Genomic DNA, 26,066 nt, shown 5'->3' with positions numbered 1-26,066 from the left:
TTAAAAATCCAACAATGATTTCAGCAAAAAAAAGAGGAATAGCGTTCCTATCCACTTATCCTCCACGCGCCTGCGGTATTGCAACTTATACAACAGATCTAATGAAGGCTATCGCGAGTAAATTTGAAGAGTCTTATCGACTAATTCCTATACCGATAGTAGATGACAATACGTCTCAGGAAGATGGTCCACTAGGGAAATTAGATATAACAAACCCGCTCTCTTTCGACACTATTCTTGAAAACATTTTGTTTGATCAGGATATTAAATTGATCTGTATCGAACATGAGTTTGGCCTTTTCGTTGGTCAAGAAACTGAGTTCATAACTTTTCTCAAGGATCTTAATTCAGCACAGCTTGCTATTGTCGTGACTTTCCATACGGTGTTGCCAGCACCAGACCGCATGCTGCTCGAACATGTATATGCCATTGCTTATAATTGTTCGCAAATCATCGTGATGACACAGGGATCCGCCGATATCCTTACTAGTACTTACAAAATTCCTACCAGTAAAATAACCGTAATTGCGCACGGTACGCATTTAGCTCCAGCGACGGATAAACACGCCATTCTTGAGCGATACAGCCTCGTGGACAAGAAAATCCTCAGTACATTTGGTTTACTTGGACCCAGTAAGAGTATAGAGACTACACTTTATGCGCTCCCCGCTATTATCGAACAAAATCCAAATGTAATGTTCCTTATTTTAGGGATGACACACCCCAATCTTTTACGATATGAAGGAGAGACGTATAGAAACAAACTTGAGACAATAATAGACCGATATAACATTTCAGATCATGTCCGTTTTGTTAATGAATTTCTCTCAACAGAAAATTTATTGTCCTATCTGTCGATCACCGATGTGTATCTTTTTACGTCAAAAGACCCTTTGCAGGCGGTTAGTGGAACATTTTCTTATGCGCTTAGCTCTGGCTGTCCCATTGTGTCGACGCCAATCCCTCACGTAAAAGAGGTTTTAAAGGAAGATATGGGGACCATAATTGATTTTGAAGCTTCTGACCAGCTTGCGGCTGCAGTCAATCAAATTTTGGATGATGAACTTAAATTAGGCAAGATTCATCGTGTGAATCTTCAAAAGATGGTTAAAACCTCCTGGCAGAACGTTGCTATAGCTCATGTTTATCTTTTTGAGTTACTTATAGATAAAAAGAGGGAAATGATATACTCAGTTCCCCCCGTCAACCTGGATCATATTTTTCGGATGTCTGAAGAACGCGGATTTGTTCAATTTGCGGATATCTCTATGCCCGACCTTGCAAGCGGTTATGCGTTGGATGACAATGCAAGAGCACTTATAGCGATGTTACATCACTATAAAATATATGAATCATATGAAACCATTGCTCTGATTCAGAAATACCTGGATTTTATAGGTTATTGTATGCAAGCAGATGGTACATTTCTGAATTATGTAGACAGGAACGGCAATTTTACAATACAAAATAAACAGGAGAATCTTGAAGATGCCAACGGCCGAGCTGTCTGGGCTTTGGGTGAAGTGGTGGGCATGGCTAATCTTTTGCCTGAAAGGATAGTAAAACTTGCAATAGAGCTTTTGGAGCGGGCATCCAAGCATGCATTAGTTTACTATTCGACAAGATCGATGGCCTTTACCATTAAGGGCCTAAGTTTTATGAAGGGCAAAAATTATAAGGCTATCATAGAAGTCCTAGCAGATCGTCTAGCAGCTATGTTTGAACATGAGAGCTCTTCAGATTGGCAATGGTATGAATCTTATATGACTTATGGCAATAGTGTTATTCCAGAAGCCATGTTGATCGCCTATGAGACAACTAGGGACAACAGATATAGAGATATCGCCTATCAATCCTTTGATTTCTTATTGAGCAGGATTATTGTCGACGAAGAGATTCATGTGATTTCCAACAAAGGCTGGGCACATCGTGGCCAGCTGAGAACCGAGGGCAGGGGCGGAGAGCAGCCCATTGATGTTGCTTATACTATTATTGCACTAGATAGATTCTATAAGTTTACAAAAGATGAGCAATATAAGAAGACCATCCGAATAGTATTCGACTGGTTTTTGGGACGGAATCATATTAGACAGATTGTTTATAATCCTGTTACCGGAGGCTGTTTTGATGGACTGGAAGAGCATGCTATCAATATCAATCAAGGTGCAGAATCCACCATAAGCTATCTAATGGCAAGACTTAAAATGGAGGATCATACGCACGAACCTATGAGTTAGTTTCTTTTGAACAGTAGTTGCTTCATTGTCAATTATTATTTGTATATTTAATACTATGATCTACTATTTCATATAACCCCATTTCGTAGGTCCAATATGATAAATATACTTGTTTTATCTTTAAATTCTCCACAATATATTTTCCGGAAATTTTTAGTTCAACAACTAGCTGCTAGCGTACCTCAAAGAGAGAACACGTTTTAGTTTACTTTTATTCTTCCCGATCAAGTATAAACATTGAAAAGGGAAAAGGATAATACGCACTATAAAATCCATACATCATGAGTAAAGACATTAAAAAGGAAAAAAGCACAAAAGAGAAAACGCAATCTTCTTATCAAAAAGAAAAAGATTCTGTTTCGAAAGACTTAACGGAGAATGTTTTCCGTAAAAAAAAGAAATAGGCAATTGAAAAGATAGCTTATTTGTTTGCACTTGCACAAAGGCAGATTAATTTGGAGCGGGTACAAAGGCTGGATTATTAGACCAGGCTTTTGCTCGCTTTTTTCTTTAACAAAACTGAATTTGAGTATCGTATATTATATCTTTATGATGCATAATTGTCGAGCATAAATCCTATAAAAAAATGATCAAAGCATCTATCATATTGGTATCCAAAGGGTAAAAACCACCTTTTCATCAAAGCATTTGACATGGATATCACCGCTGTGAGCCGTGATTATCTGTTTGGAAATATAAAGGCCCAATCCCAGTCCACCTTCTTTCTGGTTTTTTCTTCCAACGAAGGGCTTAAATAGGTTATTGAATATAGGCGCTGCTATCTGATGGCCATCATTTTCTATCTGGAAGATAAATCTATCACTTTCAATAGACGACTTTATAACGATTGTATTTTCTGCCAAACCATGTCGGAATGAATTTCCTATGAGATTTGAAAACACCTGTGCCATACGCTCATGATCGCATGTTACTGGATGTTTTGCTCCGAGATTTGTCTGTACTTTTCTGTGGGGTGCACTTGTTTGGATCTCACGAAGGGCCTGAAGGATCGCTTTATCTAATTCGACCAGATTTTTGTTCAGATGTATTCCCGTGCCGAGTTTACTCCGGGCAAAATCAAGCATGTTATCTATTAGACCTTTCATTCTATAGGACGAATCATAAATAAGCTTGGCCGTTTGTTTATGTTTTGCATTCTCGAGTTTGTCGGCGAGATATTGCGATAAGGTAATCACAGCACTCAATGGATTTTTTAGGTCATGCCCCAGCACGGATAATAGCGTATCCCTGCGTTCAGAGTATTGTAATTCTTCACCTAACAGGGCTTGGGTATTTTTTATTTTGGCGATCGAACCCAAATGAAAACTGATCAGTTCAGCTAGAAGTTCAAATAGTGGTGCTATTCGTTCTCTATCAATTGACACGGCTTTATAATCTATCGTGCAGAGGGTTCCAAAGAACAATCCATCATTGTCAACGATCGGGAATGCGATATAACTTTTAAAACCTTTTGCATACAATTTTCTTTTCCAATCTTCATTTTCACAGTGGTCGATATCGGGGATAATAATAGGAGCATGTTTATCATGTGCCTCATCTCCTAAGGTGTAATGTAATTCGAGCTGCTGCCCCGCTGTTACTCCGACTCCGAGCGAATCCCGTACAGCACAGGCTATCCATTGATGGCCATTGTGAGAGGTCACCAGCCCTAGATCCATTCCTGTATATAGACATATGGTGTTCAATATATTCTTTACTACAGGAATATCTTCGATCCGCATGAGCAAATGGGAGATGGCATCCTTATTTTCTTTCATATCTGTTGCTATTGGTAAAATCGAAGTCAATATCAATGACTAAAATATATCACTTTGTAAGGAATGACTATATAATTACAAATTGGAGAATAAGATGTTTGATTTTCTGTTCGAATCTTGTGTTAGCGGACTTTATGTCTAAATATAAGCAAAATTTAATCGTTTTTTAGAATCTAATTGTATCAGAGAGGGGTGGATCCCAATTGGAAATACTTATTATTCCGGTTAAAAAGACCTTGATTTTCAATACAAAAAGACGTTTTTATACGTCTTCGTTGGAATATACACGTGAAATAGAGGTGATAGCTCTGCTAATAGAACTAATACTGTTCGATGGATGTTCTAATTTAAAAGCTCTAGGGCAATAAACTTTCTAACCATGGCAACACATAAAAGTAACGCAAGTGAAAATTCTGAAAAATGTATCTCTGATCGATAGAATTTAAAAAAACTCAAGATGAAAAAGAAAATTGTGGTGTGTGATGATGATATAGAAATACTGAATGCATTTTCTATTGTATTGGAGGATCAAGATACGATAGTTATAACGGTAGCGAATAGCTTAGTTCTGATAGACGTGTTGGACAGTATAGATGCTGATATACTTTTTTTGGATATTCATATGTCTGCACGTAACGGAGACCAAGTACTGCGAGACCTCAGGAGTTCATCTAAACATGATAAGCTGCCCGTAATTATGATTTCAGGTCATATCGATGGACGGAGTATTTCAGTGGAATGTGGAGCCGACGGATTTTTAGCTAAACCTTTTGATCTTATCGACTTGGAAAACTATATACGGAGATTTGTTTATGAAAGTGAATCTTAATATCAAATACTACGCACGACCATAAGGAAGAAACATGTTTTTTGAAATTTCCAATATTTTTGAAGAATATCATTGTCAATTCACTTGGTTCAATGTTTTTTTAAAACAGTGATAGCCGAATTTTTTAACTAAAAAAGGTAATACATTTTTCCTCTTAATAATTTGTATCAATAACGTCGCATACGCACAAAAAAAAGAATATTTTTACGAACCGGATCGCTAAAGAGGAAGGCAATAAAATGAAAAAGCAGCTATTAAGCTGCTTCTCTGCGGTTCTTAAAGGTAGATGGTTTCGCCACCGGTGCTGGTGTCCGAATTATCGGATCGGCCGCCACCACCGCCACCGCCACCACCGCCACCACCGCCACCGCCACCACCGCCACCACCGCCACCACCGCCACCTGATCCAGCAGCGATGCCTGATTCCATTTCAATGACGGTACAGCGTAATGAAGGAGCTTCGTACTCCTTTTTCATGTGCTCTGTTTTCATCTGCATTTAATTTTAGTAATCAATTGATATTCTCTTTATGTCAGAAGACTTTTAAAGATAGCTGTCCGGCGACTGGTAGAGGTTATGAAAATTATTGTATAATGCTATCAAAAGCATAATCCAAAAAAGCAAAAGCCTCCCAGAAGGAGGCCTTTGAAGGTTGTACTACAGTGAAATAATAATTATATAAATGAAATAGAAGAGACGATTTAATCAAGGAAGCATTGCTTTAAAGGACAAAAATGCGTCCGAATGATGTAATTAACTCATGGTAAAAGCTTGATGAATAAGCCTAAGCTAAAATGGCTAGCATATTCTTGCTGTGTATTATAAGTACTATCGTTAAATCGTAGGAAAATCATCTCTATTACCCTTTTTTAGCCAGGTCAATCTTAACTGAGATCTCATTGACGATTTTTTCGATGTCTGCGTCACTGCCCGCTGACTGAAAGCGGATAAATCCTTCTTTGTCAATCACCACTTTGTTTGGTATGCCTTTTACACCATAAGCCGAAACAACTGATTTTTTCTGGTCTTTCATTTCATCAAACAATACGTGGAAACTGTATTTATTTTCGGCGATAAATTGTGCAACCAAGTCCTTGTAATTGATTTCTTTCTGCCAGGTATTGACAAATAGAAATGTAACTTCATCATCATTCGCGTATTTGTTAACAGCAGCCTGCATGCCGGGGAAGGATATTTTACAGGGACCGCACCAGGTCGCCCAGAAATCCAGCACGACGACTTTGCCTTTTAGGCTAGCCAAAGAGACTTCCTTGCCATTATTGTCCATCAAAGAAAACTGTGGCGCCTCATTTTTGATCATTTCGGATTTGAGCTTCGTAATCAGCGCTGATTTGATCCGACCATCGAGCTGGCCGATATATTGGGTTGTATCCGAAAGATTGCCGTTTAGCTGACTGTACAAAGGTAATAGTGCGTTCATGAGCCGTGTTGTTTTTCCGTTTTGGACAACTTCATTTTCTAATAGGCTAAAGGCATCCAAATGCCTTCCTTTGATGTTCAGCGCTTTTGCATATAATATAGTTGTAAACTCCGAAGGAAGCTGCTGTTGTTGCAGGGCGAGCACATCTAAGGCTTTATCTAAGGCATTAGCCCCCATAAGTGATTCGGCATACTGTAATGTAATCCCGCCGTAGTATGGCAACCCGTCCTTATTGCTAGTGCTTTCAGCCGAATTCTTACGCACTGTAAGGTCTGTGTAAACAGGTTCGAGCATCGCTTGGACAAAGACAAATTCACCCTGCTTATTTAGTTCTCTCTCAACCATAAAATTGGATTCCACATAGTTTTTTCGAGGTTTTAATGCATTCATATATTGGGTTACTTTAGCCAGATTTTTTTCTCGGGCATATTGCAGGGCAATAGCACCCGTGGCATAGCCGTACACGCCATTGCTCTTTTCCTCGTAATTCCCTTCTGGATATTGTTGCAACAGTTGCTTATACTGATCTTCTGCCTGCTGGGCTGTGAGGTCGGTATTTTGAAATAATGCCCCAAAGGCCGTATTGCGGACGGTGATTCCTTTGGGAAATTTTTTGTTTATACCTTTTTTTATGGTTTCGGCCATATCCGTCTGCTCTAAACCTTCATAGAGCTGGGCGGAAAGCAACTGATCTTCCTCTTTTTTGGATTTTGAAAGAAATAAGGCTTCCTTCAAAATATTGTTTTTTGCCGCGTCGGTATTTTGCTGAAATAAGCCATTCAGATGCTTAAACAGTTCTTCCCGAGTGATTCCCTTCGTGGCAGCGAGTTGTCCAAAGACGGTCTGGCTTCCCAAAAGCAAAATAGGAAGCACGAATTTTATTGATTTCAATTGCATGTTTTGTGTTAAAATTAAGTTTACATTCTGCTATAGTATTTTAAATGGATTAGGTGCTGGAATGTCCCGAAAAAAATGAAAATATATTAACGCTGGCTCAGCAATTTGCTGATAGTTTTGGAAAACTAGAAAGATAGGATTGAATAGTACTGTAATTTTCATTGAATATCCCCATAGTGTCCCGAATAGTGCTTTAAATTTAATATCCTGATCAGTTAACTTTAATACAATGTTTTTCATATGCTATTTCAGTTCAAATCGCTCTGGACAAGCGGTGAAATAGTTTTCATTGAATGATATTATTTGGAAGAGCATCTCTGGAGCAATCTGGGTGTGCTTATTTTCGTATAAGTAGATCGCCTTGTGAATGGGAGTTAAACTTGAGTTCAGTCCGGGGAAAAGATATATCCAGTGGAATTCCATATTATTTTATAATAAAAACTATAATTACGTTGAGGAATCATTGAATTAGCTTTATCTGAATGATATCTTTTTTATAAAAAAGCAGTTGTAGGATAATTCTGAAAACAGGTATGAAGGAAATAATTCTAGTTGATGAAACCAAATGGCATCTCGAGGTTGACTATGCCACAGATGATCGGAGAAAAATTGCACTTTACAAAAAATGGTTACAGTTCGACAACGGCAGATTGGTTTATGATCACTACAAAGTTCCACCCTCAGGCCAATATTTCCAGTGTGTGTTTGGTGCAACAGTAGGCTTATATAGTGCTTTATTGCCAGTCGCAAGTGCTTCTGCAATCTGAATAAATGTTTCCATTTCACTCGGTAGTTGGTTATCCGCTAAATCAGGATGAAGCCATTCATTCAGCTCTAAGAATATCGGTAAATCTGATGGAATGCTCAGCGATATTTCGGTATTGGTTAGCCAAATATGATCCTAATATTCAGGCACTAAGCTTCTCATTAAATCCCAAGGGGCAATTTTATTCGGGTATTCAAGATCAATTTGTTTCTGTTTAAAAAAGTCGGAATTCGTATTTAACACAATAATTTGATCTCTAATTTTTATGGTTTTAACATTACTATCCAAATATGGAATATAATTTTCGTCGTCATAAAGAAATGACTCCGTATCAGAATCACTTACGAAACAATTGAAACTGACATCATCATATCCGTTAAGTAGGCAATTGCCATAGGCAGAGACAAGTGTTGTAAAACCATTGACATCATAATCGTGATTGTTAAACGCAAAAATTTCAATTAATATTGCCCATCGACTTTCATCTCGAAAAATTACCATTTTTTGATCTCCATGATAGTAATAGCCGTTATCCAACATTGGAAAGGTATAATTTTTAGCCTCTTGGTCAAGTTGACTCAGTATTCCTTCTCTTGATATCATTTATTTAAATTTCTTTAATTCTTCCAGCAATTTATTCTGTTTGGAAATGAAAGTATTTAGGCTATCTATTTTTAGAGGATGCGCATTTTGATATTTTTCAATTTCAGGTAGTGTTTTTCTGATTTTAAAAGCAGTATAGGTGCTAACGAGCGTTTCATTATTTTTAGTTATTTGACTGATATGATCTGTTATATCTTTTACTTTAAGATCGTATCGATCAGCACTGGCGGTAATTTCTTTTTCTACCTGTTGTTTTACAAATGAATCTGTAATGGCTTTCGTTTGTTCATTGGCATCCTGATAATAAGAATTATTGGTGTTGAGCACAATGTTATATACAACTAAAACTTTTTCTGTTTCCTCTAATGTCTTCACAATCCTGGAATTGAGAGCTGTAAGGTTTTTATCATCTTTTATCAATTCGGAATAGATATTGTCTACAGTTATATTATTTCCACGATAACTCTTAAAAGAACCTGAAGCAGCCGACTCAGCATTGTCCACTGCATTTTCTACAAGGGGTGAGTTCTGTTGCTTATTTTCTTGGCAGGAAAGTATAGACAGAACCAGCGTGGAAGCAAAAAGAATATTTTTCATAATTGTTTTGCTAAACGGTATAATATTATAGCCATCATATATGTCTCCATAATTAAATATAAACATTTAACTTCCATATTTCCAATGATCTTTGACTTGTCAAGTGTCTAGCTCTGTTGCAGAGTAATCATAGTTGAAAAGTCTTGCTTTAATCTTAGTGTTATTGACAAAAATACCAAAGTCAACATTTGCTTTAGTGAGAAAACCAGCACTATTTCCATCAATTTCGATACTTCCAAATTTTGAGAGTTTTGCCAGTTTTGTATTGAATGATCCATCATTGTCGGAAGATAGTTTTTTAAGCGTATTTCCTTCAGAATCTAAAAATCGTATCTCGGCATTGGGTACTTTTCTTTTTGTCTTAGCTTCAGTGACAACGCCTGAAATCGTTACCGAGTCTTGCGAATCGTTTTCGTCTAAATAGCCTGAAGCTCCGTACCCGCCCAATACTTTATTGTTTTCTGTCTGATGACAGAACAGGATGAGAAACAAAAGATCAAAAAAAAACTAAAATTTTAATAGCCCAGATCAAATTATAACACCTATTTATGTTTGCTATTTGCTTTTTCAACTTCTTTCCTTAGCTTTTTCCGGTCCTTTTTAGGCCCTGTTTCATTAATATAAACAGGTTGCCTAGGTAATTTTATATCCAAATAATGATCTTTAAAATTTGCATCAATTCGCACATCATCGATTGTCAGATTCGATCCAAATTTTTCTTTAATAACTTTACCCAAAAAACCATCTGATGAAATTTTATTTACAAATTCACCTTTTTTGTCGGTCATAAGGGAAGTTATGGTACCCTTTCCATTTTGAAGAAAAAAAACTCTTGCGTCAGACAATATTTCGTTATTGTAACATAATCTTACTTTTCCATGTATCAATGGTGCAACCTCGCTTTCTCCTTTGTCTTGCTGATTAAAACTACTGCAATTGTTTCGATCTATTTCAGGAAAGTCATCAAGATTCTTTTGTGTTGAGCAGCTTAATAGTGTTGAAAATAAAAAGAGTTTAGGGAAGATTACAATATCCCTGCACCCATTCTATAAAACGAATATGGTTAAACCGTGGCAATATTATTGATATGCACCAAATGAAATTTAGAGTTCAGTATCAGAGAAAATCTCTAATCCTTTTTTAGGGATATAGCTACCCTTTAAATTATTATATTCTTCTGCGAAAATAATCCGATAAAAATCTTGATTAGCATTTCTTACAGTTAGTTTCACTCCACTGTGAAGCGTGTCGATGATATGACTGTTTATTTTTGGCCTTTTATACACGGGTATTGTTGAAATTACTTCGGCATTGGGACTGTAATTATCCTTTAAATATTTACTATCTCTTACGGCGAGTAAATACATCCAATAGGTAAAGAGGATGGATCCGGTAATAAAAATAATGGATCGCATATTAATTTTCATAGACTACAATCTTCATTGATAACTTAGTTTTTAGCGATCTATACTTCATTTGATGAAATCCCAAACTCAGGAAATAAGCTGTAAAAGCTAATACAACCCGTGCTGAAATGCCGTCACCTTGGAGCTGCCTCCCAATATAGTAGGCCATCGCTCCGTATAAAAAGGAATAGAATACAGTTACTAAATATCGCGTAAATTTCCATCTTAGAAAAAGGAATAAAAAGAGGAATGCAAGAGCGGGAATGCTAACTATTTCAATCCAGATGAAGTTGTTTTGTATGTACAGAAAAAAATGGAATATAATAGAAGTAATAATGGCTTCAATGAAAACTATATTAATCACTGCTTCTCTGACAAAATGGATTTTGTTCATATATGGTACCGAGTTGAGGGATGTTAAAATATGCTGAAATAGGTTTATCCTCTAAATTAAGAATTAATGTGGATTTTTTTGTTTAAACAATTGATATTCTTACAGTCAACCAAGTTTGTGTTCCTACGATATCATGGGCTTTATTTTATAATGCACAGACAAAATATATCGCTGCTGGGGAGTACAACTACTCTAGCGTGTCGATTGATCCCCAACTTTGCTGCTTCTCATCCAGTTTTAGATCCTTCAATGAAATAAACATATAACTATACCAAGGTGATACTATGATTTCGAGGCCAAAGCAAAATTTGGACTAATTTTTTATTTAAAAATTTTATATATCGTTTTATACATTTATAAAAAAATATTAATATTGTATTTATGTAATACATAATATTGTTGGCATTTTTTCTTAATCTAACCAATTAGTCTTAAACATCTGCTAACCATTGAAGAACAATTTAATTACCGATATGGAATCGAATCAAGTGGAAAGTCAAATAGAGCACAAAATTTTGCGCTGTCTAAAAGACGGAGATATGCAAGCATTTTCCTTAGTATATAATTTTTACTGGGATGGCCTCTATAGCTTTGCTTTACGATTAATGAAGGAAGAATCGCTAGCACAAGATGTTTTACATGATGTCTTTACCGAGTTGTGGGCCCGTCATAAACGATTAAACATCCAGTCATCGTTAAAAGATTATTTATTCATTTGTACAAAAAACAGATGTTTTAAGCTGCTGAGGAAATTACGTAGGTTGAATGAAGTAGAGGATCACCTGTTGTTAGACATCGCGATTGAGCATGATGAGCTTTCGTATAAAGAGCTTTCTGATCAGCTTGATGGCTTACTAGCAAGACTTCCAATCAAAACAAGGGCAATATTTATTATGAGTCGAGAAGATGATTTATCCTACAAACAAATCGCAAAAAAAATGAATCTTAGTATTAAATCTGTAGAATATCATATATCAAAAGTCTTGAATAAATTACGAAAAGCCTTATAATTATATTCGCCTTTTCGTTAACTTGTCGTATTAACAAATTAAAATCTTTCAAATTCATCTGTATTATAAACACATGCCCCTAAACGATAGCGAACATATAAAAAAACAAACTTTTGATCGTATTCTAACAACGATTAGCACAAAGAAACGTAAAAAGCGTTTGTTGAATGGTGCTATCCTATTTTTTGTTTTATCTATTTGTTCTGTTAGCTTCTATATTTTCTATTCTCGTTCCATTGATCTGTCCCCCCAAAAAGCTGAACATCTTTATGCCGATATTACAGCAGGTGATATCACAATCTCAGGATCAAGGCCCATGTCGCTTGCTGAATGGGAGAATAATAAAAACAAACCTTTCAAGGTCAGTAAAAAGAAAGATATGTTGATTATTGAACAGACAGAATCATCAACCTCCGAATTTGATGATGTTGTTCTGCGTGTTGGGGTTGGTGGATTGTATAAGGTTTTGTTAAAAGATGGAACTATAGTATTTCTTAATTCTAATTCTGAGCTGAGTTACAAAGGCGATTTTTTAAAAAATCGGATTTTAACTTTAAAAGGAGAAGCCTTTTTTGAGGTTGCTAAGAGACAGCAGGCTGATATTAAACAGGAGTTTATTGTTCTGACAGATAAACAGCGGATAGCTGTTTTAGGTACAAAGTTTAATGTTTTGTCTCGTGAAGGAGCCGAGCAGACTGTATTAACAGAAGGAAGTATAGCTTTAAAAAGTATTAAATCAGGAAAAAACAAGTTGCTTGTTCCTGGAGAGATGGCCATGCTGGATGATCAAGGATCTATTGATAAAACAATTGCTATAACCGAAGATTATACGTCGTGGAAAGATGGTAATTTGTATTATGAAAATAAAAGCTTGCGCTATATTCTCTCAGATCTTTCTAATATCTATCCAATTCATTTTGATCCCAATAAAGTTCCTAATCGAAATTTTACACTTTTTCTTAAAAGAGATCGCTCGTTTTCTGAGATTTTGGATCTCATAAAAAGATCAGGCAATTTGAACATCACGTTAAAAGGTCATGAATTAATTTTTTAAAAAAATTTTTTAGGGTAATCGCGTTTGGGAGACTCTTTATTGTAAGAATGGGAATAATGCCCCTTTTACAATAAAGCCTAAAAATATGAATAAAAAATTTCACCTGAGAAAAAACAAATTTTGGTTTGTTCGGGACCAATCTGCTTTAACTTTTCTAAAGCGATCGTCAAGAATAGGTACTATCCTTGGTTTAATAGCTCTCCAAAGCCTTCCCTTAGCCAAGGCACAAGAATTAAACCTCAATCTAAAAAATGCAACCTTATCAGAGGTCCTAAAAGAGATACGTAAACAAACGGGATATCAGATTATTTATGATTCGGATATTTTGCAAAACAAAAAATTAATCTCTTATTCTGGTTCCAAATTGGATTTGAGGTTAGTGTTGAAAAAAGCGCTCACGGAGCAGGATCTAGATTTTGTGATTGAAGGTAAAACTATTATTGTTAAACCACAGGAAAGGAATAGTTTCAAAAATATCCCAAATCAAAAATTAGAAAAGATAGAGATTAAAGGTACAGTTTTGAATGCATCGGGAAAACCAATTGCGGGTGTGACTGTGACAGAAAGAGGTACCTCAAATACTGTATTGACAGCAGAAGACGGAACATTTACTTTAAAAGTAGCAAATGAAAAATCTATTTTGGATTTTTCCTATGTGGGGTATGCTTCTTTAAGTGAAAACGCTAGTCGCAACCCAATGCTGTTGACAATGGCCAGTCAGGATAGAGCCTTGGAAGAAGTTGTCGTAGTGGGGTACGGAACTCAAAAGAAGGCAAATTTGACTGGTGCGGTTTCTTCCCTTGATGGTAAAGAGTTAGAGTCAAGACCTGTGCAGAATGTTGGACAGGCGCTGCAGGGCATGATTCCTGGGTTGAATTTACAGACAACTGGATTGGGCGGCGAGCTAAATCAAAATCTAAGCGTCAATATCCGTGGTGCGGGGACGATAGGCGTAGGGTCGAGTTCATCAGTTTTGGTTTTAATTGATGGGATGGAAGGTAATATGAATGCGCTGAATCCTCAGGATATTGAAAATATCACCGTGCTTAAAGATGCAGCAGCTTCTGCTATTTACGGCTCCAGGGCACCTTTTGGAGTTATCCTCATTACAACAAAATCTGGAAAATCGGGGAAGATAACAGCAAATTATAACAATAATATAAGACTGGGCAAGCCAAGAGGGCTACCAACGATGTTAGATTCCAAAACATTTGCTTACTATTTTAATGAAGTCGCAGCAAACGATGGTGAGGGTGCAAAATTTTCGCAGGAGGTATTGGAACGGATTGACGCTTATCAGAAAGGAGAAATAGAAACGACAACTACCCCAAATGCTAGTGACAGATTTCAATACTATACGGGATCTAATGGGAATACAAACTGGTTTAAAGAGTTTTATAGGGACTTTACAACTTCCCATGAACATACGCTCAGTTTGAATGGCGGTACTGAAAAGCTAAATTTTTATAGTTCTGCAAATTACATGGATCAAAATGGTTTGAACAGATTTGCCAATGATAATTTTCAACGATATTCGATAGCTACGAAAATCAATGCAAAGATTAGCGATAAGGTGGACCTCATGTACAATACGCGTTTTGTACGTGAAGACTACGAAAAAGCAAGCCATATGAATGATTTATATTATCATAATATAGCGAGAAGATGGCCTACGATACCTTTGTACGACCCAAATGGAAATTATTCCGAACCAAGTGAAATATTGCAGCTGCAGCAAGGAGGACGTTCAAAATTTCAGAAAGATTTTCTTTATCAGCAGCTACAATTACATTATCAGCCAATCAAAAACTGGAATATAACAGGAAATGTCAATTACCGCATTACGACTCAAAATGACCATGCCGAAATTTTGAGAGCTTATTCAAATGATGCAAAAGGAAACCCGTTTCTCCTTGCAGTAGGATACAATGCTGCGGGGTATACCAATGTGTCTGAATACAATCGCAAAGACGAATATTTCAGTACAAATTTCTTTTCAGATTATTCCTTTGACCTCAACGATGATCATCATTTCAAAATTTTGGCTGGTTTCAATTCAGAGCTCAATAAGTATAGAGATCTCAATGGAAGCATGAGCGATCTGATCACAGATAATATACCGACATTGAATACTGCCACCACCAATCCAAGGGCTTCTGGGGGCTATCAACATTGGGCTACCGCTGGTTTTTTTGGACGATTAAACTATAGCTACAAAGATAGGTATCTTTTTGAGGCTAACGGACGATACGACGGCTCTTCACGTTTTCCAAGAGATTTGCGCTGGAATCTCTTTCCCTCCGTTTCCGTTGGATGGAACATAGCGAATGAATCATTTTGGCCTATTAAGGAGCATGTTTCCATGTTTAAGTTACGTGGTTCCTATGGCGAGTTGGGAAACCAATATACGGACAATTGGTATCCTTTTTATGCAACAATGCCAGTAAGTATAGCTAATGGTACCTGGCTTTTGAATGGACAAAAAACAAATACAGCCAGTGCACCTGGGCTTATTGCCTCAACTTTGACCTGGGAGCGTGTATCAAGCTGGAATGTGGGGTTGGATCTGCGGGCACTTTCCAATCGTTTAGGTTTATCTCTTGAAGTCTATCGTCGGAATACATTCGATATGATAGGACCAGCACCAGAACTTCCCGCTATTTTGGGTACAGCTGTGCCGCGATTAAACAATGCCGAGATGAATTCCAAAGGCTTCGAAATTGAGGTAAACTGGAAAGATCATATCGGTAAACTAAATTATAGCGCACGAGCTGTACTTTCCGACGACCGTCAGACAGTAACCAAATATCCTAATCCTACTGGTACGTTGAGTACTTGGTATGATGGCCGGAAGAATGGGGAGATCTGGGGATATCAAACTTTAGGAATAGCACAGAGCGCGGAAGAAATGGCTGCACATCTCGCTAATGCCAAACAGTCTTTCGGGACAAACTGGCAAGCTGGCGACATCATGTATGCTGATCTCAACGGAGACGGTCAGGTTAATAATGGAGCCAATACGTTGGCTAACCCAGGGGATCTGGCAATTATAGGAAATTCGGCCCCACGCTATCGTTACAGTTTTGATTTAAATTTCAATTATAGCGGGTTCGATTTAGGGATTTTCTTGCAAGGTGTTGGAAAACGCGATTATATGCCCAATGGCCCATATTTTTGGGGAGCGAATGGCGGGATGTGGCAATCTGCTGGATTTGTTGAGAATATGGACTTCTACCGTGATGAGAATTCCACTATGGTACAAAATGGTATATTAGGTGTTAATAAAGATTCCTATTTACCAAGACCTTATTTTAATACCTCAAAAAATCAGCAAACGCAAACGAGATATTTGCAAAGCGCCGCTTATTTACGTTTAAAGAATGCTCAGTTTGGATATACGTTTTCTCCACAGCTATTGACCAAAATAGGATTTTCCAAAATTCGAATTTATGCATCAGGTGAAAATTTGTTGACTTTTACCAAAATGGCCAAGGTTTTTGATCCGGAAACCGTTGGACTTGGAGGGTGGAACGATGGAAAAACATATCCATTTTCGACGACTTATTCTTTTGGACTTAACTTGAATTTTTAAACAGATAGATATGAAAAGAACATATTATTTCTCCACAATTTCTTGGTTGCTATCAATGACCGTGTTGTTCACTTTGCACTCCTGCAATAAGTATTTGGATAGAGAACCCTTATCCAATGTAACACCACAAGAATATTTAAATACAGAAGCGGACTTAGCTGCATATACTGTTGGACGTTATGCCTTTCCATCCCATTCTGGCTGGGGGCTTGGAACATTTGCCAACGATAACGGTACTGATAACCAGGTGACTTCAAGTTATTCGACACGCTGGGTCCCGGGAGAATGGCGTGTGCCAAGTTCCGGAGGTGAATGGGATTTTACCCAGATTAGACAGTTGAACTATTTTCTTGAACAAGTACTTCCAAAATGGAAAAATGGTAAGGTAACAGGAAATTCCGCAAATATAACCCATTATGTGGGAGAAGCTTATTTTTTGAGAGCGTATGAATATTTTACTAAGGTACAGGCGCTAGGTGATTTTCCGATCATCAGAAATACACTGAAAGATAATATGGAAGAGCTGACCGCTGCTTCTGTTCGACAACCTAGGAATGTGGTGGTTAGATTTATTCTTTCTGATTTGGATTCGGCGATTACACTGCTGAACGATGTTGCTCCGGACGGGAAAAACCGTATTTCAAAAAAGGCTGCTTTACTTTTTAAATCTCGTGTAGGATTATTTGAAGGCTCTTGGCTAAAATACCATAAAGGAACTGCTTTTGTCCCTGGTGGTACTGGCTGGCCGGGTGCAAAATCGCATCCAAATTTTTCGATCAATATCGATAATGAGATCAATTATTTCTTAGAACAGTCGATGACAGCCGCCGCTCAGGTAGCCGATGCAGTCGAACTTGTTGGAAATACAAAGGATGATGGTTATAATTCATCTTCAAATCCCTATTTTAAAATGTTTGGTGATGAAAATCTAAACGGTTACAGTGAAGTCCTTTTATGGCGGAGTTATTCAATGCCTTTAGGAATTACGCATGCTGTAAATCACTACATGAACCGTAATGGCGGAAATTCTGGATATTCAAGAGGTCTTGTGGAAAATTTCACCATGAAAAACGGACTGCCTATTTATGCTTCTAACGCTGGGTATGCAGGTGACGATTCCATCAGCCTCGTCAAAAAAAATCGGGATAATCGCTTACAGCTCTTTATGAAAGCACCTGGGGAATTGAGTTATACCAACCAGACTTCTTCGACAGGTGCTGTGCAGACAGAGCCGAGACCAGATATTATCGGACTAGCCGAAACAAGGTACGTGACAGGTTATGCCTTGAAAAAAGGAATGAGCTATCTTTTTGCCCAAGCTGAGGGACAGACTGGTACCACAGGCTCGATTATATTTCGCGCAGTCGAAGCGTATCTAAACTATATTGAAGCAAGTTATCTTGCAAAGGGAGTGATCGATGCAAAAGCCAATAGTTACTGGACAAAAATCAGAGAAAGAGCAGGTGTAAATACAGATTTTATGGCAACCGTAAATGCGACCGACATGCAAAAGGAAGCTCAGGGTGACTTTGCTGCATATTCAGCAGGACAATTACTATCTGACAAACTTCTTTATAATATTAGAAGGGAGCGCCGTTTGGAACTAGTTGCCGAGGGATTTAGATTTAATGATCTTAGGCGTTGGCGGGCTCTTGATCAGCTAGCAAGCAATCCATACATTATTGAAGGGATGAGGCTGTGGGGGCCTATGCAAGACTGGTACAAAGATAAAGGCGTCTCGACTTTAATCGTACCCGGCACAGCAGGAAAAACCGCAAATGTGTCTTCACCACAGGAAAGTCAATATTTAAGACCCTATCGGATTAATCTTTCGGCTAACAATCTTGTTCTAAATGGCTATAGCTGGACCAGTGCCCATTATTTGTCTCCCATAGCAATAAGTCATTTGAGCATAACTTCGACAGATGGTAGCCCAGCTGGTTCAATTATCTATCAAAACCCGAATTGGCCTTTAGTTGCCAATCAGGGGGCCAATCAATAATTGGTCGGAACCTTTACGAAAATTTTGAAGATAAGATAGTTCGGAGATTATTTCGGCTATCTTATTTTTGTCAGATAAATATCAAATGAAGAAAATTAATACAATTACATTACTGTTATTGGCAGCGGTTTTTCACGCTTCGGCTCAAAATATGATTGCATTACAACCCGGAGAATCAGAATCTGCTATTGTAACCAAAGCTGCCAACGTGATACCGACCCAAAGACAGCTTGATTGGCAAAAGCTGGAAGTGACCGGATTTCTCCATTTTGGGATCAATACCTTCACAAATAAGGAATGGGGTGAAGGGAAAGACGATCCAAAATTATTTAATCCGACGCAATTAGATGCAGAACAATGGGTTAGGACAGCAAAGGAAGGTGGAATCAAACTTTTGATTCTTACGGCGAAGCATCACGATGGCTTCTGCCTCTGGCAAACGAATACAACAGACTATTCGGTTAAAAATTCTCCTTACAAAAAGGGAAAAGGAGATATTTTTGGCGAACTTGCTGCGGCCTGTAAAAAATACGATATGAAGTTGGGGGTATATCTTTCCCCTTGGGATCGACATGAAGCTTCTTATGGGTCAGAAGCTTATAATGATTTTTTTGTTGCCCAATTGAGCGAATTACTGACCCGATATGGTCAGATTGATGAAGTTTGGTTTGATGGTGCTAACGGAGAGGGACCTAACGGTAAAAAGCAGGAATACGATTGGAATCGTTATTATCAGGTTATACGTGAAAAACAACCTGAGGCCGTTATCGCAGTTATGGGACCCGATGTAAGATGGGTCGGTACAGAAACGGGGTATGGACGGGACACAGAATGGTCAGTTGTACCGGCTAGTAATCTAGCACAAAATCAGATAGCTGCAGGATCGCAACAGCAGATGAATATTAAACCGGCCGGAGATATGCGTAATAAAGATCTTGGGAGCAGAGAAAGGATCAAAAAGGCAAAAGGGCTGGTATGGTACCCAGCGGAAACTGATGTTTCTATACGCCCGGGATGGTTCTATCACGAGGAAGAGGATAACAAAGTCAAAAGCCCGGGTAAGTTGATGGATATTTATTTTAATTCGGTAGGGAAAAATGGTGTCTTGTTGCTTAATATTCCACCAACAACTGCAGGTTTGATTCATTCGGTAGATGCTGCAAATTTAAAAAAGTGGAATGACTGGCGCACAGCATTGTTTTCGAAAAATCTTTTAAGCAAAGCTAAACTCCATACTGCAGGCCTCGTTTTAAAAAAATGGAAAAAAATGCCATTTTGGACGACGAAAGATGAAAAAAACAGCATAGCAACTTTTGAATATACCCTACCTAAAGCAACCGCGTTCAACGTTCTTTCCTTACAGGAAACCATCGCTTTAGGGCAACGTGTCGAGCGATTTAATTTGGAGATCTGGCAAGATGGAGTCTGGAGAGAAGTGTCGAAAGGAACTACTATCGGTAACAAACGTTTATTGACTTTTCCGACAGTTAGTGCCCAGAGATTAAGAATCAACATTTTACAATCTCGCCTAAACCCGCAAATAGAACAGCTGGGACTCTATTTCAATGAAAGAGGAGCATTTGAATAGCACATCATGATTTCAGCTTTAATTCCAATCACAAAAGATCTGAATAATTTTATTATGTTATACATAAGTTGTATTTTCGGATCTTCAATTTGTTTTTATGAACAAACTCAACCTTAAAATGCTATAGATGCAAAAAGAATCTAAATCTTATTTATCCATTTTTTCAACCCGAGGACTGAAATTTATACTATGTGCAATAATATCTATTGGACCAAATACTTTATTTGCTCAGGAACGAATAGTAACCATGCTCGAGGATGGATGGAAATTTACAAAACATGATCAGCCAAACTTCGCTGATATCGGATTGATTACAAGCGAATGGCAGACTGTTCGTGTTCCGCATGATTGGGCAATTTATGGCCCATTTAGTGCCAACAATGATAAGCAGCATATGGCTATTGCTCAAGATGGACAAAAGGAAGCATTGGAACATGCAGGTCGGACTGGTGGACTTCCGTTTGTAGGCGTTGGCTGGTATCGTAAAGAATTTGAATTGCCACAAAACGTTCAAAATAAGCGCACGGTTTTACAGTTTGATGGTGCTATGAGCAATGCTGTCGTTTTTGTGAATGGGAAAAAGGTCGGCAATTGGCCTTATGGCTATAATAGTTTTTATTTTGACGTTTCCGAGTATGTGAGTCCGGGTCAAAATTTGGTCGCGGTAAGATTAGAAAATAAGTCTGAGTCATCCCGCTGGTACCCTGGCGCAGGATTGTATCGAAATGTTCGATTGGAGATCACTGAAAAAACAAGTATTGCACATTGGGGCACCTATATTACGACGCCTGAGATCACAAAGGATTTCGCTCGAATTCAGGTTCGGACTGATTTAGCCGGTATAGATCTGTCGAAAGATTCTCTTTCCTTAGAAACTATTCTTATCGATAGCCATGGACGCATCGTGGCGAAGAAGAATGATCAGATAGGCAACTACCAGATCCAGCAGATGCAACAGGAATTGTTCGTTGAGAAACCACAATTGTGGGAATTGCAATCCCCCAATTTATATAAGGCTGTCAGCAAGCTCTATCAGAACGGCAAATTAATCGATAAATATCAAACCGTATTTGGAATCAGAAGCATTGCTATGGTACCCAATAAAGGGTTTTATTTGAATGGAAAGCTGACCGTATTTAAAGGAGTGTGTTTGCATCATGATTTGGGGCCTTTGGGAGCAGCTGTGAATGATGCCGCTATTAGGCGGCAGTTACGAATAATGAAAGATATGGGCGTTAATGCCATTCGCACTTCCCATAATATGCCGGCTCCGGAGCTGGTGCAAGCCTGTGACGAAATGGGTATTATGCTAATGGCGGAAAGTTTTGATGAATGGAAAATTCCCAAAATGAAGAATGGGTACAATCAATATTTTAACGATTGGGCCGAAAAAGATCTTGTCAATCTGATACGGCATTACCGCAATAATCCAAGCGTTGTGATGTGGTGTATTGGAAATGAAGTACCCGAACAAGGAAGTCCTGACGGATCTAAGGTCGCGCGGTATCTGCAAGATATTTGCCATCGTGAGGATCCATCTCGCCCAGTTACCCAGGGGATGGACAACCCTGATGCGGTTATAAATAGTAGCTTTGCCTCAACGATGGATGTTGCAGGCTTTAATTATCGTCCATTTAAATACCCCGAAGCCTATAAAAAGTTACAACAGCAGTTAATTCTTGGTACTGAAACTGCGTCTACTTTGAGTTCTAGAGGTGTTTATAAATTTCCCGTTGAACGAAAATCGATGGCAAAATATGACGACCATCAGGCTTCGAGTTATGATGTAGAGCATTGTTCCTGGTCGGATTTGCCTGAAGATAACTTTATTCAGCATGACGATCTTCCTTACGCAATAGGTGAATTTGTCTGGACAGGGTTCGATTATTTGGGCGAACCGACACCCTACTATACAGATTGGCCAAGTCATAGTTCTTTGTTCGGTATTGTAGATCTTGCCGGTATCCCTAAAGATCGATATTATCTTTATCGTAGCCATTGGAACCAGGAATTGCATACACTTCATATTCTTCCTCATTGGAACTGGAAGGGACGCGAAGGACAGAAAACGCCAATTTTTGTCTATACAGATTACCCTGCAGCGGAAATTTTTATCAATGGAAAAAGTCAAGGAGTAAAAAAGAAAGATTTTGATGTTACCTTGGAAAATTCTAACGATAAAAAGGCACAAAATGATTTTATGCGTCAAAAGCGCTATCGTTTGATGTGGATGGATACTAAATACGAACCGGGTACGGTTACGGTAGTTGCCTATGATTCTTTAGGAAATATAGCTGCAAGAGATAGTGTAAAGACGGCAGGTAAGTTATATACTGTACGTTTAGACGTTGATCGGAAACAATTGAAAGCAAATGGAAAAGATATTGCTTTTATCACAGCTACGCTGGTTGATAAACAGGGGAATATTGTGACAGGCGAAGACCGAGAATTAAAATTCAAGGTAAAAGGGCAGGGGGCATTTAAGGCTGTGGCGAATGGAGATCCAACAAGTTTGGAATCATTTCAGAAGCCTTTCATGAAGTGCTTTAATGGTCAATTGGTTTTTCTTGTTGAAAGCAGAGACTCTGTTGGGGAAATTATAGCAGAAGTAGAAGGAAAAGGATTGAAGAAAGCAAGCGTCAAATTAACGGTGAAGTAAATGATATGTTTCATCCTATAATGCTGTACAATCAGATAATATAGGTGTGTGTATAGATGGAATTTGCTTGTGGGGCACGATAATCTCATAAAGGTCTATTAAATATTGTAGAGAATTATTTGGCCTAATTAATGCATCAATTAATTATGTTTAAAAAAATGCTTTTGATACAACCTTTTTAATATCTTTGGTGAGTAACTTCATTTTATGAAAAGAGCTATTTTTTACCATTGTGCTCAGCTATTTTTCTTAATTCTAATTTTATTAATTGGAGGATGTTCCAAGAAGGAGAATATTGCGAGCAAAACCGATGAATATATTGATCAGGCAGAAATATTAAATCCTTTGAATCTTGTTGTAAGTGCTGCAAATAAAGATTTAATAGAGTTATCTTGGGATAAGGTGAACAGTTCGCATTTTAAGCCAGTATCCTATGCGATATATGTCGATAATAAGCTTGTAGCGAAGGATCTTAGTATAACAAAATACAGCTTAATTAATTTGCTTGGCGATACAAATTATAAGATCCGTGTAATTGCGAGTTCCCAAACGGGAATAACACAAGAACAAAGCATAGATGCAAGAACTGTTGGAGGCAGTACAACTAACGGAAGTACTTATGTTGAATACAAAATTCATACGCAATCACGTATAACGGGCAATAATAGCATCCGTCTTCTGGAAGATGGTGGACATTTAATCTGTACATTTTTGCAGCATGAGGGTGGAGAAACAAACTTTAAACTGATTGTATATCGTACAAATAATAAAGGCCAGATTATATGGTATCGCTTGATCCAGGATCTAAATTATTATGATTTACCACCACATGTAGTGTTGCCTTCTAAGCAAGATGAAGCTTTCATTATTGTTAAACACGATATTTATGTCATTGATCAGACAAATGGTAAACTGAAACTGGAGAAGCCCGTTTCGATAGATTTGTCTCCGAATGATTACGTTTCATCAGTTCAGTTTGACGCGTCACATAACATGATCATGGGTACAGGTGGGGGAGAGCTGTTAAAGGTTACTATCAGCGACTTTAAAGTTGTTTGGAAACGTAAAAATAGCTCCGTTGGGATTTCTTCAATTCAGTTAGACAATGCGCAACAGATCTATTATAGTTTGCTTGATTCTGAAGCAACAAAAATTAAGGTGCAAAAAACAGATCGGGACGGTAATGTGCTGGCTACTTTTGAGTTTGATGGAAAGCTTCCTGGCGATTACGAACGTCAATACCATATGCCTATTTTACTGAAAGATAAAAATGATATTTTTTATCTCTGGGGTTTTGACTTCTATTCCTATTCGTTAAGGTATGTCAAATTTGATAAGAATGGCAATGTCAAGGCAAAATTGGGTGAGTACGTCAATTTAAAGCCAGCAGGAGCTTTTTTTGATAATGATAACAATATTGTGGTCTATGGACAGCAAGAAGGTGGTGGAATATCCACTTATGGTACTATAAATAAGTATGACAGTGATCTGAAGCTCTTATCGACTTTACAATATCGTAATTTGGAGATGCATATGTTTAAAAATATGACCCAGAATGTCGATAATTCATACAACCTGTTTTTCTATTATATACAAACCTGGTCCTATGAAAATTTGAATTTCATTTATATTAAAACAAAATCAAATGGACAACTTTAACAAATACCTTTGTCTACTGGGGCTTGTTTTTCTTATGTCGGCCTGTAAAACTGAAAAAAATGAGGTTTTTCCAAGGATTATTAATGAGGCCATCACTAGTGTCCGGGATAAAGAAATTTCAATGACCTATCAGATTTCCAGTCTAGGATATACAAAATCGGGCGTCAGGTACTATAAAAAAGATAATCCCAGTCAAGGAAAAAGTGTTGAAGCTGTTCGTGAAGGCGATATGTTTCGACTCACATTGAATGAACTGGATTCCGAATCTACTTATATTTTGGTGCCTTACATCGAGTATAATGGCAACACAATAGAATCTGAGCGTAAAACTGAAATAACCACAACTGCTCCATTCCCAGAAGATTTTACGCTCTTTTGGCCTACACCCGTGGCAACTTATGACGAGACTGGCAGGTTTACCACTGTTGTAGAAGGAAAGAACCTCCATAATATCAACTTGCGGGATCTCAAATTTCTTTATTGGAAGGACACATTGCACATGGACTATCCGCAAGCGACAAAAAATGGAACTTATCAAATCAACCTGTCGGGGTATTATCCGTACAGAGATGGTAACCATATGATGCGTGTTCTCTACAAAGAGAAAGAGATTATTGGACAAGCCATTGATTTTGTTTATACTGGAAAAGCCTTGTCCTTAAAGCTGAAAAAAACGTCGTTGAGGACTACTTATGCATCTATCTGCAATAATCAAATTTATTATTTTGGAGAAAATTCAGTCTCACTATTTGATCCTGAAACAAGCAGATTACAAAATATTGCTCATATTCCGGATTCGATACGATTTCTTCCTGCAAAATCCGTCTCCTTAAAGAATAAGATATTTTTTGTGTCACAACCAGTAAGCCATATACTGCCTTCTTTAGAACCGAATGCTTTTCATGGCAATGAGCTTCTTTGTCAGGCTTTTGATGTTGAAAAACGTGAGTTTTCAAAGTATTATTTTAGCCGGCCCCAACTTAAAGAATCGCACGGTTATAATAATCATGGTATCTTTGTGCACAATAATACGGTCTACCAAACGTATACACTTACGTTGAATTCGCGAGGCATAAAGAACATCGTTGCCAAGTATAGTCCAGAAAAAGACAAATTTGAAGAGATTGCCACTTTCGATATCAATTTTACTAGCGACTGTTTTGTCTCAGTTAAAGGCAGATTATATGCACTTGGAGTTTCAAATGTATTTGACCAAGGTTTCAATATCGGGTATACCTTAACGATATATGCTGTTGACGCGAACACATTTAAACTTACAGAATTATATCGTGTCGGAACAACCCATCAAACCTATCCTTATGCGCCAGTAGGTGCCATAAATTTTAATGGTGATATATTACTGGCATTGGACGTCAATAATTTTATGATGTACAACATAGTAAAAAACACGCTAAGTCCTATCTATTTAAGTATTAATGGAAATCATATGTATTTTGGCGGAATGTTCACTTATAAAGACAAGTATTACCTCAATGCTGATATTAACTTTTTAGAAGGCTCAATTTATGAAATGTCTATCCAATAACAACTGTA

The 26,066-nt window shown here is 37.7% G+C and carries 20 protein-coding genes and 1 pseudogene; 12 read left to right on the top strand and 9 right to left on the bottom strand.

The window, feature by feature from the left end; translation table 11 throughout:
• The first annotated feature begins 14 nt into the window (after positions 1 to 14).
• Positions 15 to 2,237: a glycosyltransferase gene (locus CBM24_RS20100; RefSeq protein WP_157698547.1), complete on the top strand. Its 2,223-nt coding sequence runs from the start codon at positions 15 to 17 to the stop codon at positions 2,235 to 2,237.
• 281 nt (positions 2,238 to 2,518) lie between these two features.
• Positions 2,519 to 2,641, top strand: a complete 123-nt coding sequence (locus CBM24_RS27950; protein ID WP_257787001.1) for a hypothetical protein — start codon at positions 2,519 to 2,521, stop codon at positions 2,639 to 2,641.
• Between the two features lie 198 nt (positions 2,642 to 2,839).
• On the opposite strand, the gene CBM24_RS20095 is transcribed toward CBM24_RS27950, so the two are convergent.
• Entirely contained in the window at positions 2,840 to 4,015 is a 1,176-nt protein-coding gene (locus CBM24_RS20095; protein ID WP_088162463.1) for a GAF domain-containing sensor histidine kinase, read from the bottom strand.
• A gap of 457 nt (positions 4,016 to 4,472) precedes the next feature.
• Here CBM24_RS20095 and CBM24_RS20090 point away from each other — a divergent pair, with 457 nt between their 5' ends.
• Positions 4,473 to 4,844, top strand: a complete 372-nt coding sequence (locus CBM24_RS20090; protein WP_075993718.1) for a response regulator — start codon at positions 4,473 to 4,475, stop codon at positions 4,842 to 4,844.
• 276 nt (positions 4,845 to 5,120) lie between these two features.
• On the opposite strand, the gene CBM24_RS27605 is transcribed toward CBM24_RS20090, so the two are convergent.
• On the bottom strand, positions 5,121 to 5,336 hold the full coding sequence (locus tag CBM24_RS27605; protein WP_198385968.1) for a hypothetical protein: 216 nt from the start codon (positions 5,334 to 5,336) through the stop codon (positions 5,121 to 5,123).
• Positions 5,337 to 5,703: 367 nt separating this feature from the next.
• Positions 5,704 to 7,182 carry a TlpA family protein disulfide reductase gene (locus CBM24_RS20080; protein WP_088162462.1) on the bottom strand — a complete coding sequence of 493 codons (1,479 nt, stop codon included), beginning with the start codon at positions 7,180 to 7,182 and terminating at the stop codon, positions 5,704 to 5,706.
• A gap of 533 nt (positions 7,183 to 7,715) precedes the next feature.
• Between CBM24_RS20080 and CBM24_RS20070 the strand changes: the two genes are divergently transcribed.
• On the top strand, positions 7,716 to 7,949 hold the full coding sequence (locus CBM24_RS20070; RefSeq protein WP_088162460.1) for a hypothetical protein: 234 nt from the start codon (positions 7,716 to 7,718) through the stop codon (positions 7,947 to 7,949).
• Here the strand turns inward: CBM24_RS20070 and CBM24_RS28135 are convergent.
• From CBM24_RS28135 to CBM24_RS28130, 6 genes and pseudogenes are all read right to left on the bottom strand, one after another.
• A pseudogene (locus CBM24_RS28135) lies at positions 7,847 to 8,488 on the bottom strand (DUF7003 family protein). The gene CBM24_RS20070 and the pseudogene CBM24_RS28135 overlap by 103 nt on opposite strands.
• Positions 8,489 to 8,551: 63 nt before the next feature.
• Positions 8,552 to 9,214 carry a hypothetical protein gene (locus tag CBM24_RS20060; RefSeq protein WP_198385967.1) on the bottom strand — a complete coding sequence of 221 codons (663 nt, stop codon included), beginning with the start codon at positions 9,212 to 9,214 and terminating at the stop codon, positions 8,552 to 8,554.
• Between the two features lie 33 nt (positions 9,215 to 9,247).
• Positions 9,248 to 9,595, bottom strand: a complete 348-nt coding sequence (locus CBM24_RS20055; RefSeq protein ID WP_157698545.1) for a hypothetical protein — start codon at positions 9,593 to 9,595, stop codon at positions 9,248 to 9,250.
• A gap of 95 nt (positions 9,596 to 9,690) precedes the next feature.
• Positions 9,691 to 9,936: a hypothetical protein gene (locus tag CBM24_RS20050; RefSeq protein ID WP_088162457.1), complete on the bottom strand. Its 246-nt coding sequence runs from the start codon at positions 9,934 to 9,936 to the stop codon at positions 9,691 to 9,693.
• A gap of 315 nt (positions 9,937 to 10,251) precedes the next feature.
• Entirely contained in the window at positions 10,252 to 10,575 is a 324-nt protein-coding gene (locus CBM24_RS20045; RefSeq protein ID WP_088162456.1) for an SH3 domain-containing protein, read from the bottom strand.
• On the bottom strand, positions 10,565 to 10,948 hold the full coding sequence (locus CBM24_RS28130) for a DUF2929 family protein (protein WP_088162455.1): 384 nt from the start codon (positions 10,946 to 10,948) through the stop codon (positions 10,565 to 10,567). The genes CBM24_RS20045 and CBM24_RS28130 overlap by 11 nt, the downstream gene beginning before the upstream one ends.
• 473 nt (positions 10,949 to 11,421) lie before the next feature.
• Here CBM24_RS28130 and CBM24_RS20035 point away from each other — a divergent pair, with 473 nt between their 5' ends.
• The 8 genes from CBM24_RS20035 (at position 11,422) to CBM24_RS20000 (ending at position 26,058) form a co-directional block, all read left to right on the top strand.
• Entirely contained in the window at positions 11,422 to 11,958 is a 537-nt protein-coding gene (locus CBM24_RS20035) for an RNA polymerase sigma-70 factor (protein WP_088162454.1), read from the top strand.
• Between the two features lie 316 nt (positions 11,959 to 12,274).
• A complete protein-coding gene (locus CBM24_RS20030) occupies positions 12,275 to 13,012 on the top strand; it encodes a FecR family protein (protein ID WP_198385966.1) in 738 nt (245 codons plus the stop codon).
• Between the two features lie 85 nt (positions 13,013 to 13,097).
• Entirely contained in the window at positions 13,098 to 16,604 is a 3,507-nt protein-coding gene (locus CBM24_RS20025; protein ID WP_088162452.1) for a TonB-dependent receptor, read from the top strand.
• A 10-nt stretch (positions 16,605 to 16,614) separates the two neighbouring features.
• The gene (locus tag CBM24_RS20020; protein WP_075993653.1) at positions 16,615 to 18,606 is read left to right on the top strand and encodes a RagB/SusD family nutrient uptake outer membrane protein; all 1,992 of its coding nucleotides are present in this window, start codon (positions 16,615 to 16,617) and stop codon (positions 18,604 to 18,606) included.
• An 85-nt stretch (positions 18,607 to 18,691) separates the two neighbouring features.
• Positions 18,692 to 20,194, top strand: a complete 1,503-nt coding sequence (locus CBM24_RS20015) for an alpha-L-fucosidase (RefSeq protein WP_088162451.1) — start codon at positions 18,692 to 18,694, stop codon at positions 20,192 to 20,194.
• 127 nt (positions 20,195 to 20,321) lie between these two features.
• Complete coding sequence (locus CBM24_RS20010) at positions 20,322 to 22,853, top strand: glycoside hydrolase family 2 TIM barrel-domain containing protein (protein ID WP_198385965.1); 2,532 nt, start codon at positions 20,322 to 20,324, stop codon at positions 22,851 to 22,853.
• A 207-nt stretch (positions 22,854 to 23,060) separates the two neighbouring features.
• Positions 23,061 to 24,512, top strand: a complete 1,452-nt coding sequence (locus tag CBM24_RS20005; protein ID WP_088162450.1) for a hypothetical protein — start codon at positions 23,061 to 23,063, stop codon at positions 24,510 to 24,512.
• Entirely contained in the window at positions 24,499 to 26,058 is a 1,560-nt protein-coding gene (locus tag CBM24_RS20000) for a hypothetical protein (protein WP_088162449.1), read from the top strand. Before CBM24_RS20005 ends, CBM24_RS20000 begins: the two co-directional genes overlap by 14 nt.
• The last annotated feature ends 8 nt before the right edge of the window (positions 26,059 to 26,066 follow it).

The organism is Sphingobacterium sp. G1-14, from assembly GCF_002196555.1.
GTDB classification, from domain to species: domain Bacteria; phylum Bacteroidota; class Bacteroidia; order Sphingobacteriales; family Sphingobacteriaceae; genus Sphingobacterium; species Sphingobacterium siyangense.
The sequence above is the reverse complement of the archived record's forward strand: the minus strand, read 5'-3'. Positions and strand labels throughout refer to the sequence as shown.

What these genes read in the sequence shown, in the direction of transcription:
- CBM24_RS20005 (WP_088162450.1), top strand. Translation starts at nt 23,061, where the DNA reads ATGAAAAGAGCTATTTTTTACCATTGTGCTCAGCTATTTTTCTTAATT.
- CBM24_RS27950 (WP_257787001.1), top strand. Translation starts at nt 2,519, where the DNA reads ATGAGTAAAGACATTAAAAAGGAAAAAAGCACAAAAGAGAAAACGCAA.
- CBM24_RS20030 (WP_198385966.1), top strand. Translation starts at nt 12,275, where the DNA reads ATGTCGCTTGCTGAATGGGAGAATAATAAAAACAAACCTTTCAAGGTC.
- CBM24_RS20090 (WP_075993718.1), top strand. Translation starts at nt 4,473, where the DNA reads ATGAAAAAGAAAATTGTGGTGTGTGATGATGATATAGAAATACTGAAT.
- CBM24_RS27605 (WP_198385968.1), bottom strand. Translation starts at nt 5,336, where the DNA reads ATGAAAACAGAGCACATGAAAAAGGAGTACGAAGCTCCTTCATTACGC.
- CBM24_RS20095 (WP_088162463.1), bottom strand. Translation starts at nt 4,015, where the DNA reads ATGAAAGAAAATAAGGATGCCATCTCCCATTTGCTCATGCGGATCGAA.
- CBM24_RS20100 (WP_157698547.1), top strand. Translation starts at nt 15, where the DNA reads ATGATTTCAGCAAAAAAAAGAGGAATAGCGTTCCTATCCACTTATCCT.
- CBM24_RS20015 (WP_088162451.1), top strand. Translation starts at nt 18,692, where the DNA reads ATGAAGAAAATTAATACAATTACATTACTGTTATTGGCAGCGGTTTTT.
- CBM24_RS20050 (WP_088162457.1), bottom strand. Translation starts at nt 9,936, where the DNA reads ATGACCGACAAAAAAGGTGAATTTGTAAATAAAATTTCATCAGATGGT.
- CBM24_RS20035 (WP_088162454.1), top strand. Translation starts at nt 11,422, where the DNA reads ATGGAATCGAATCAAGTGGAAAGTCAAATAGAGCACAAAATTTTGCGC.
- CBM24_RS20010 (WP_198385965.1), top strand. Translation starts at nt 20,322, where the DNA reads ATGCAAAAAGAATCTAAATCTTATTTATCCATTTTTTCAACCCGAGGA.
- CBM24_RS20025 (WP_088162452.1), top strand. Translation starts at nt 13,098, where the DNA reads ATGAATAAAAAATTTCACCTGAGAAAAAACAAATTTTGGTTTGTTCGG.
- CBM24_RS20070 (WP_088162460.1), top strand. Translation starts at nt 7,716, where the DNA reads ATGAAGGAAATAATTCTAGTTGATGAAACCAAATGGCATCTCGAGGTT.
- CBM24_RS28130 (WP_088162455.1), bottom strand. Translation starts at nt 10,948, where the DNA reads ATGAACAAAATCCATTTTGTCAGAGAAGCAGTGATTAATATAGTTTTC.
- CBM24_RS20060 (WP_198385967.1), bottom strand. Translation starts at nt 9,214, where the DNA reads ATGTTTATATTTAATTATGGAGACATATATGATGGCTATAATATTATA.
- CBM24_RS20045 (WP_088162456.1), bottom strand. Translation starts at nt 10,575, where the DNA reads ATGAAAATTAATATGCGATCCATTATTTTTATTACCGGATCCATCCTC.
- CBM24_RS20020 (WP_075993653.1), top strand. Translation starts at nt 16,615, where the DNA reads ATGAAAAGAACATATTATTTCTCCACAATTTCTTGGTTGCTATCAATG.
- CBM24_RS20000 (WP_088162449.1), top strand. Translation starts at nt 24,499, where the DNA reads ATGGACAACTTTAACAAATACCTTTGTCTACTGGGGCTTGTTTTTCTT.
- CBM24_RS20080 (WP_088162462.1), bottom strand. Translation starts at nt 7,182, where the DNA reads ATGCAATTGAAATCAATAAAATTCGTGCTTCCTATTTTGCTTTTGGGA.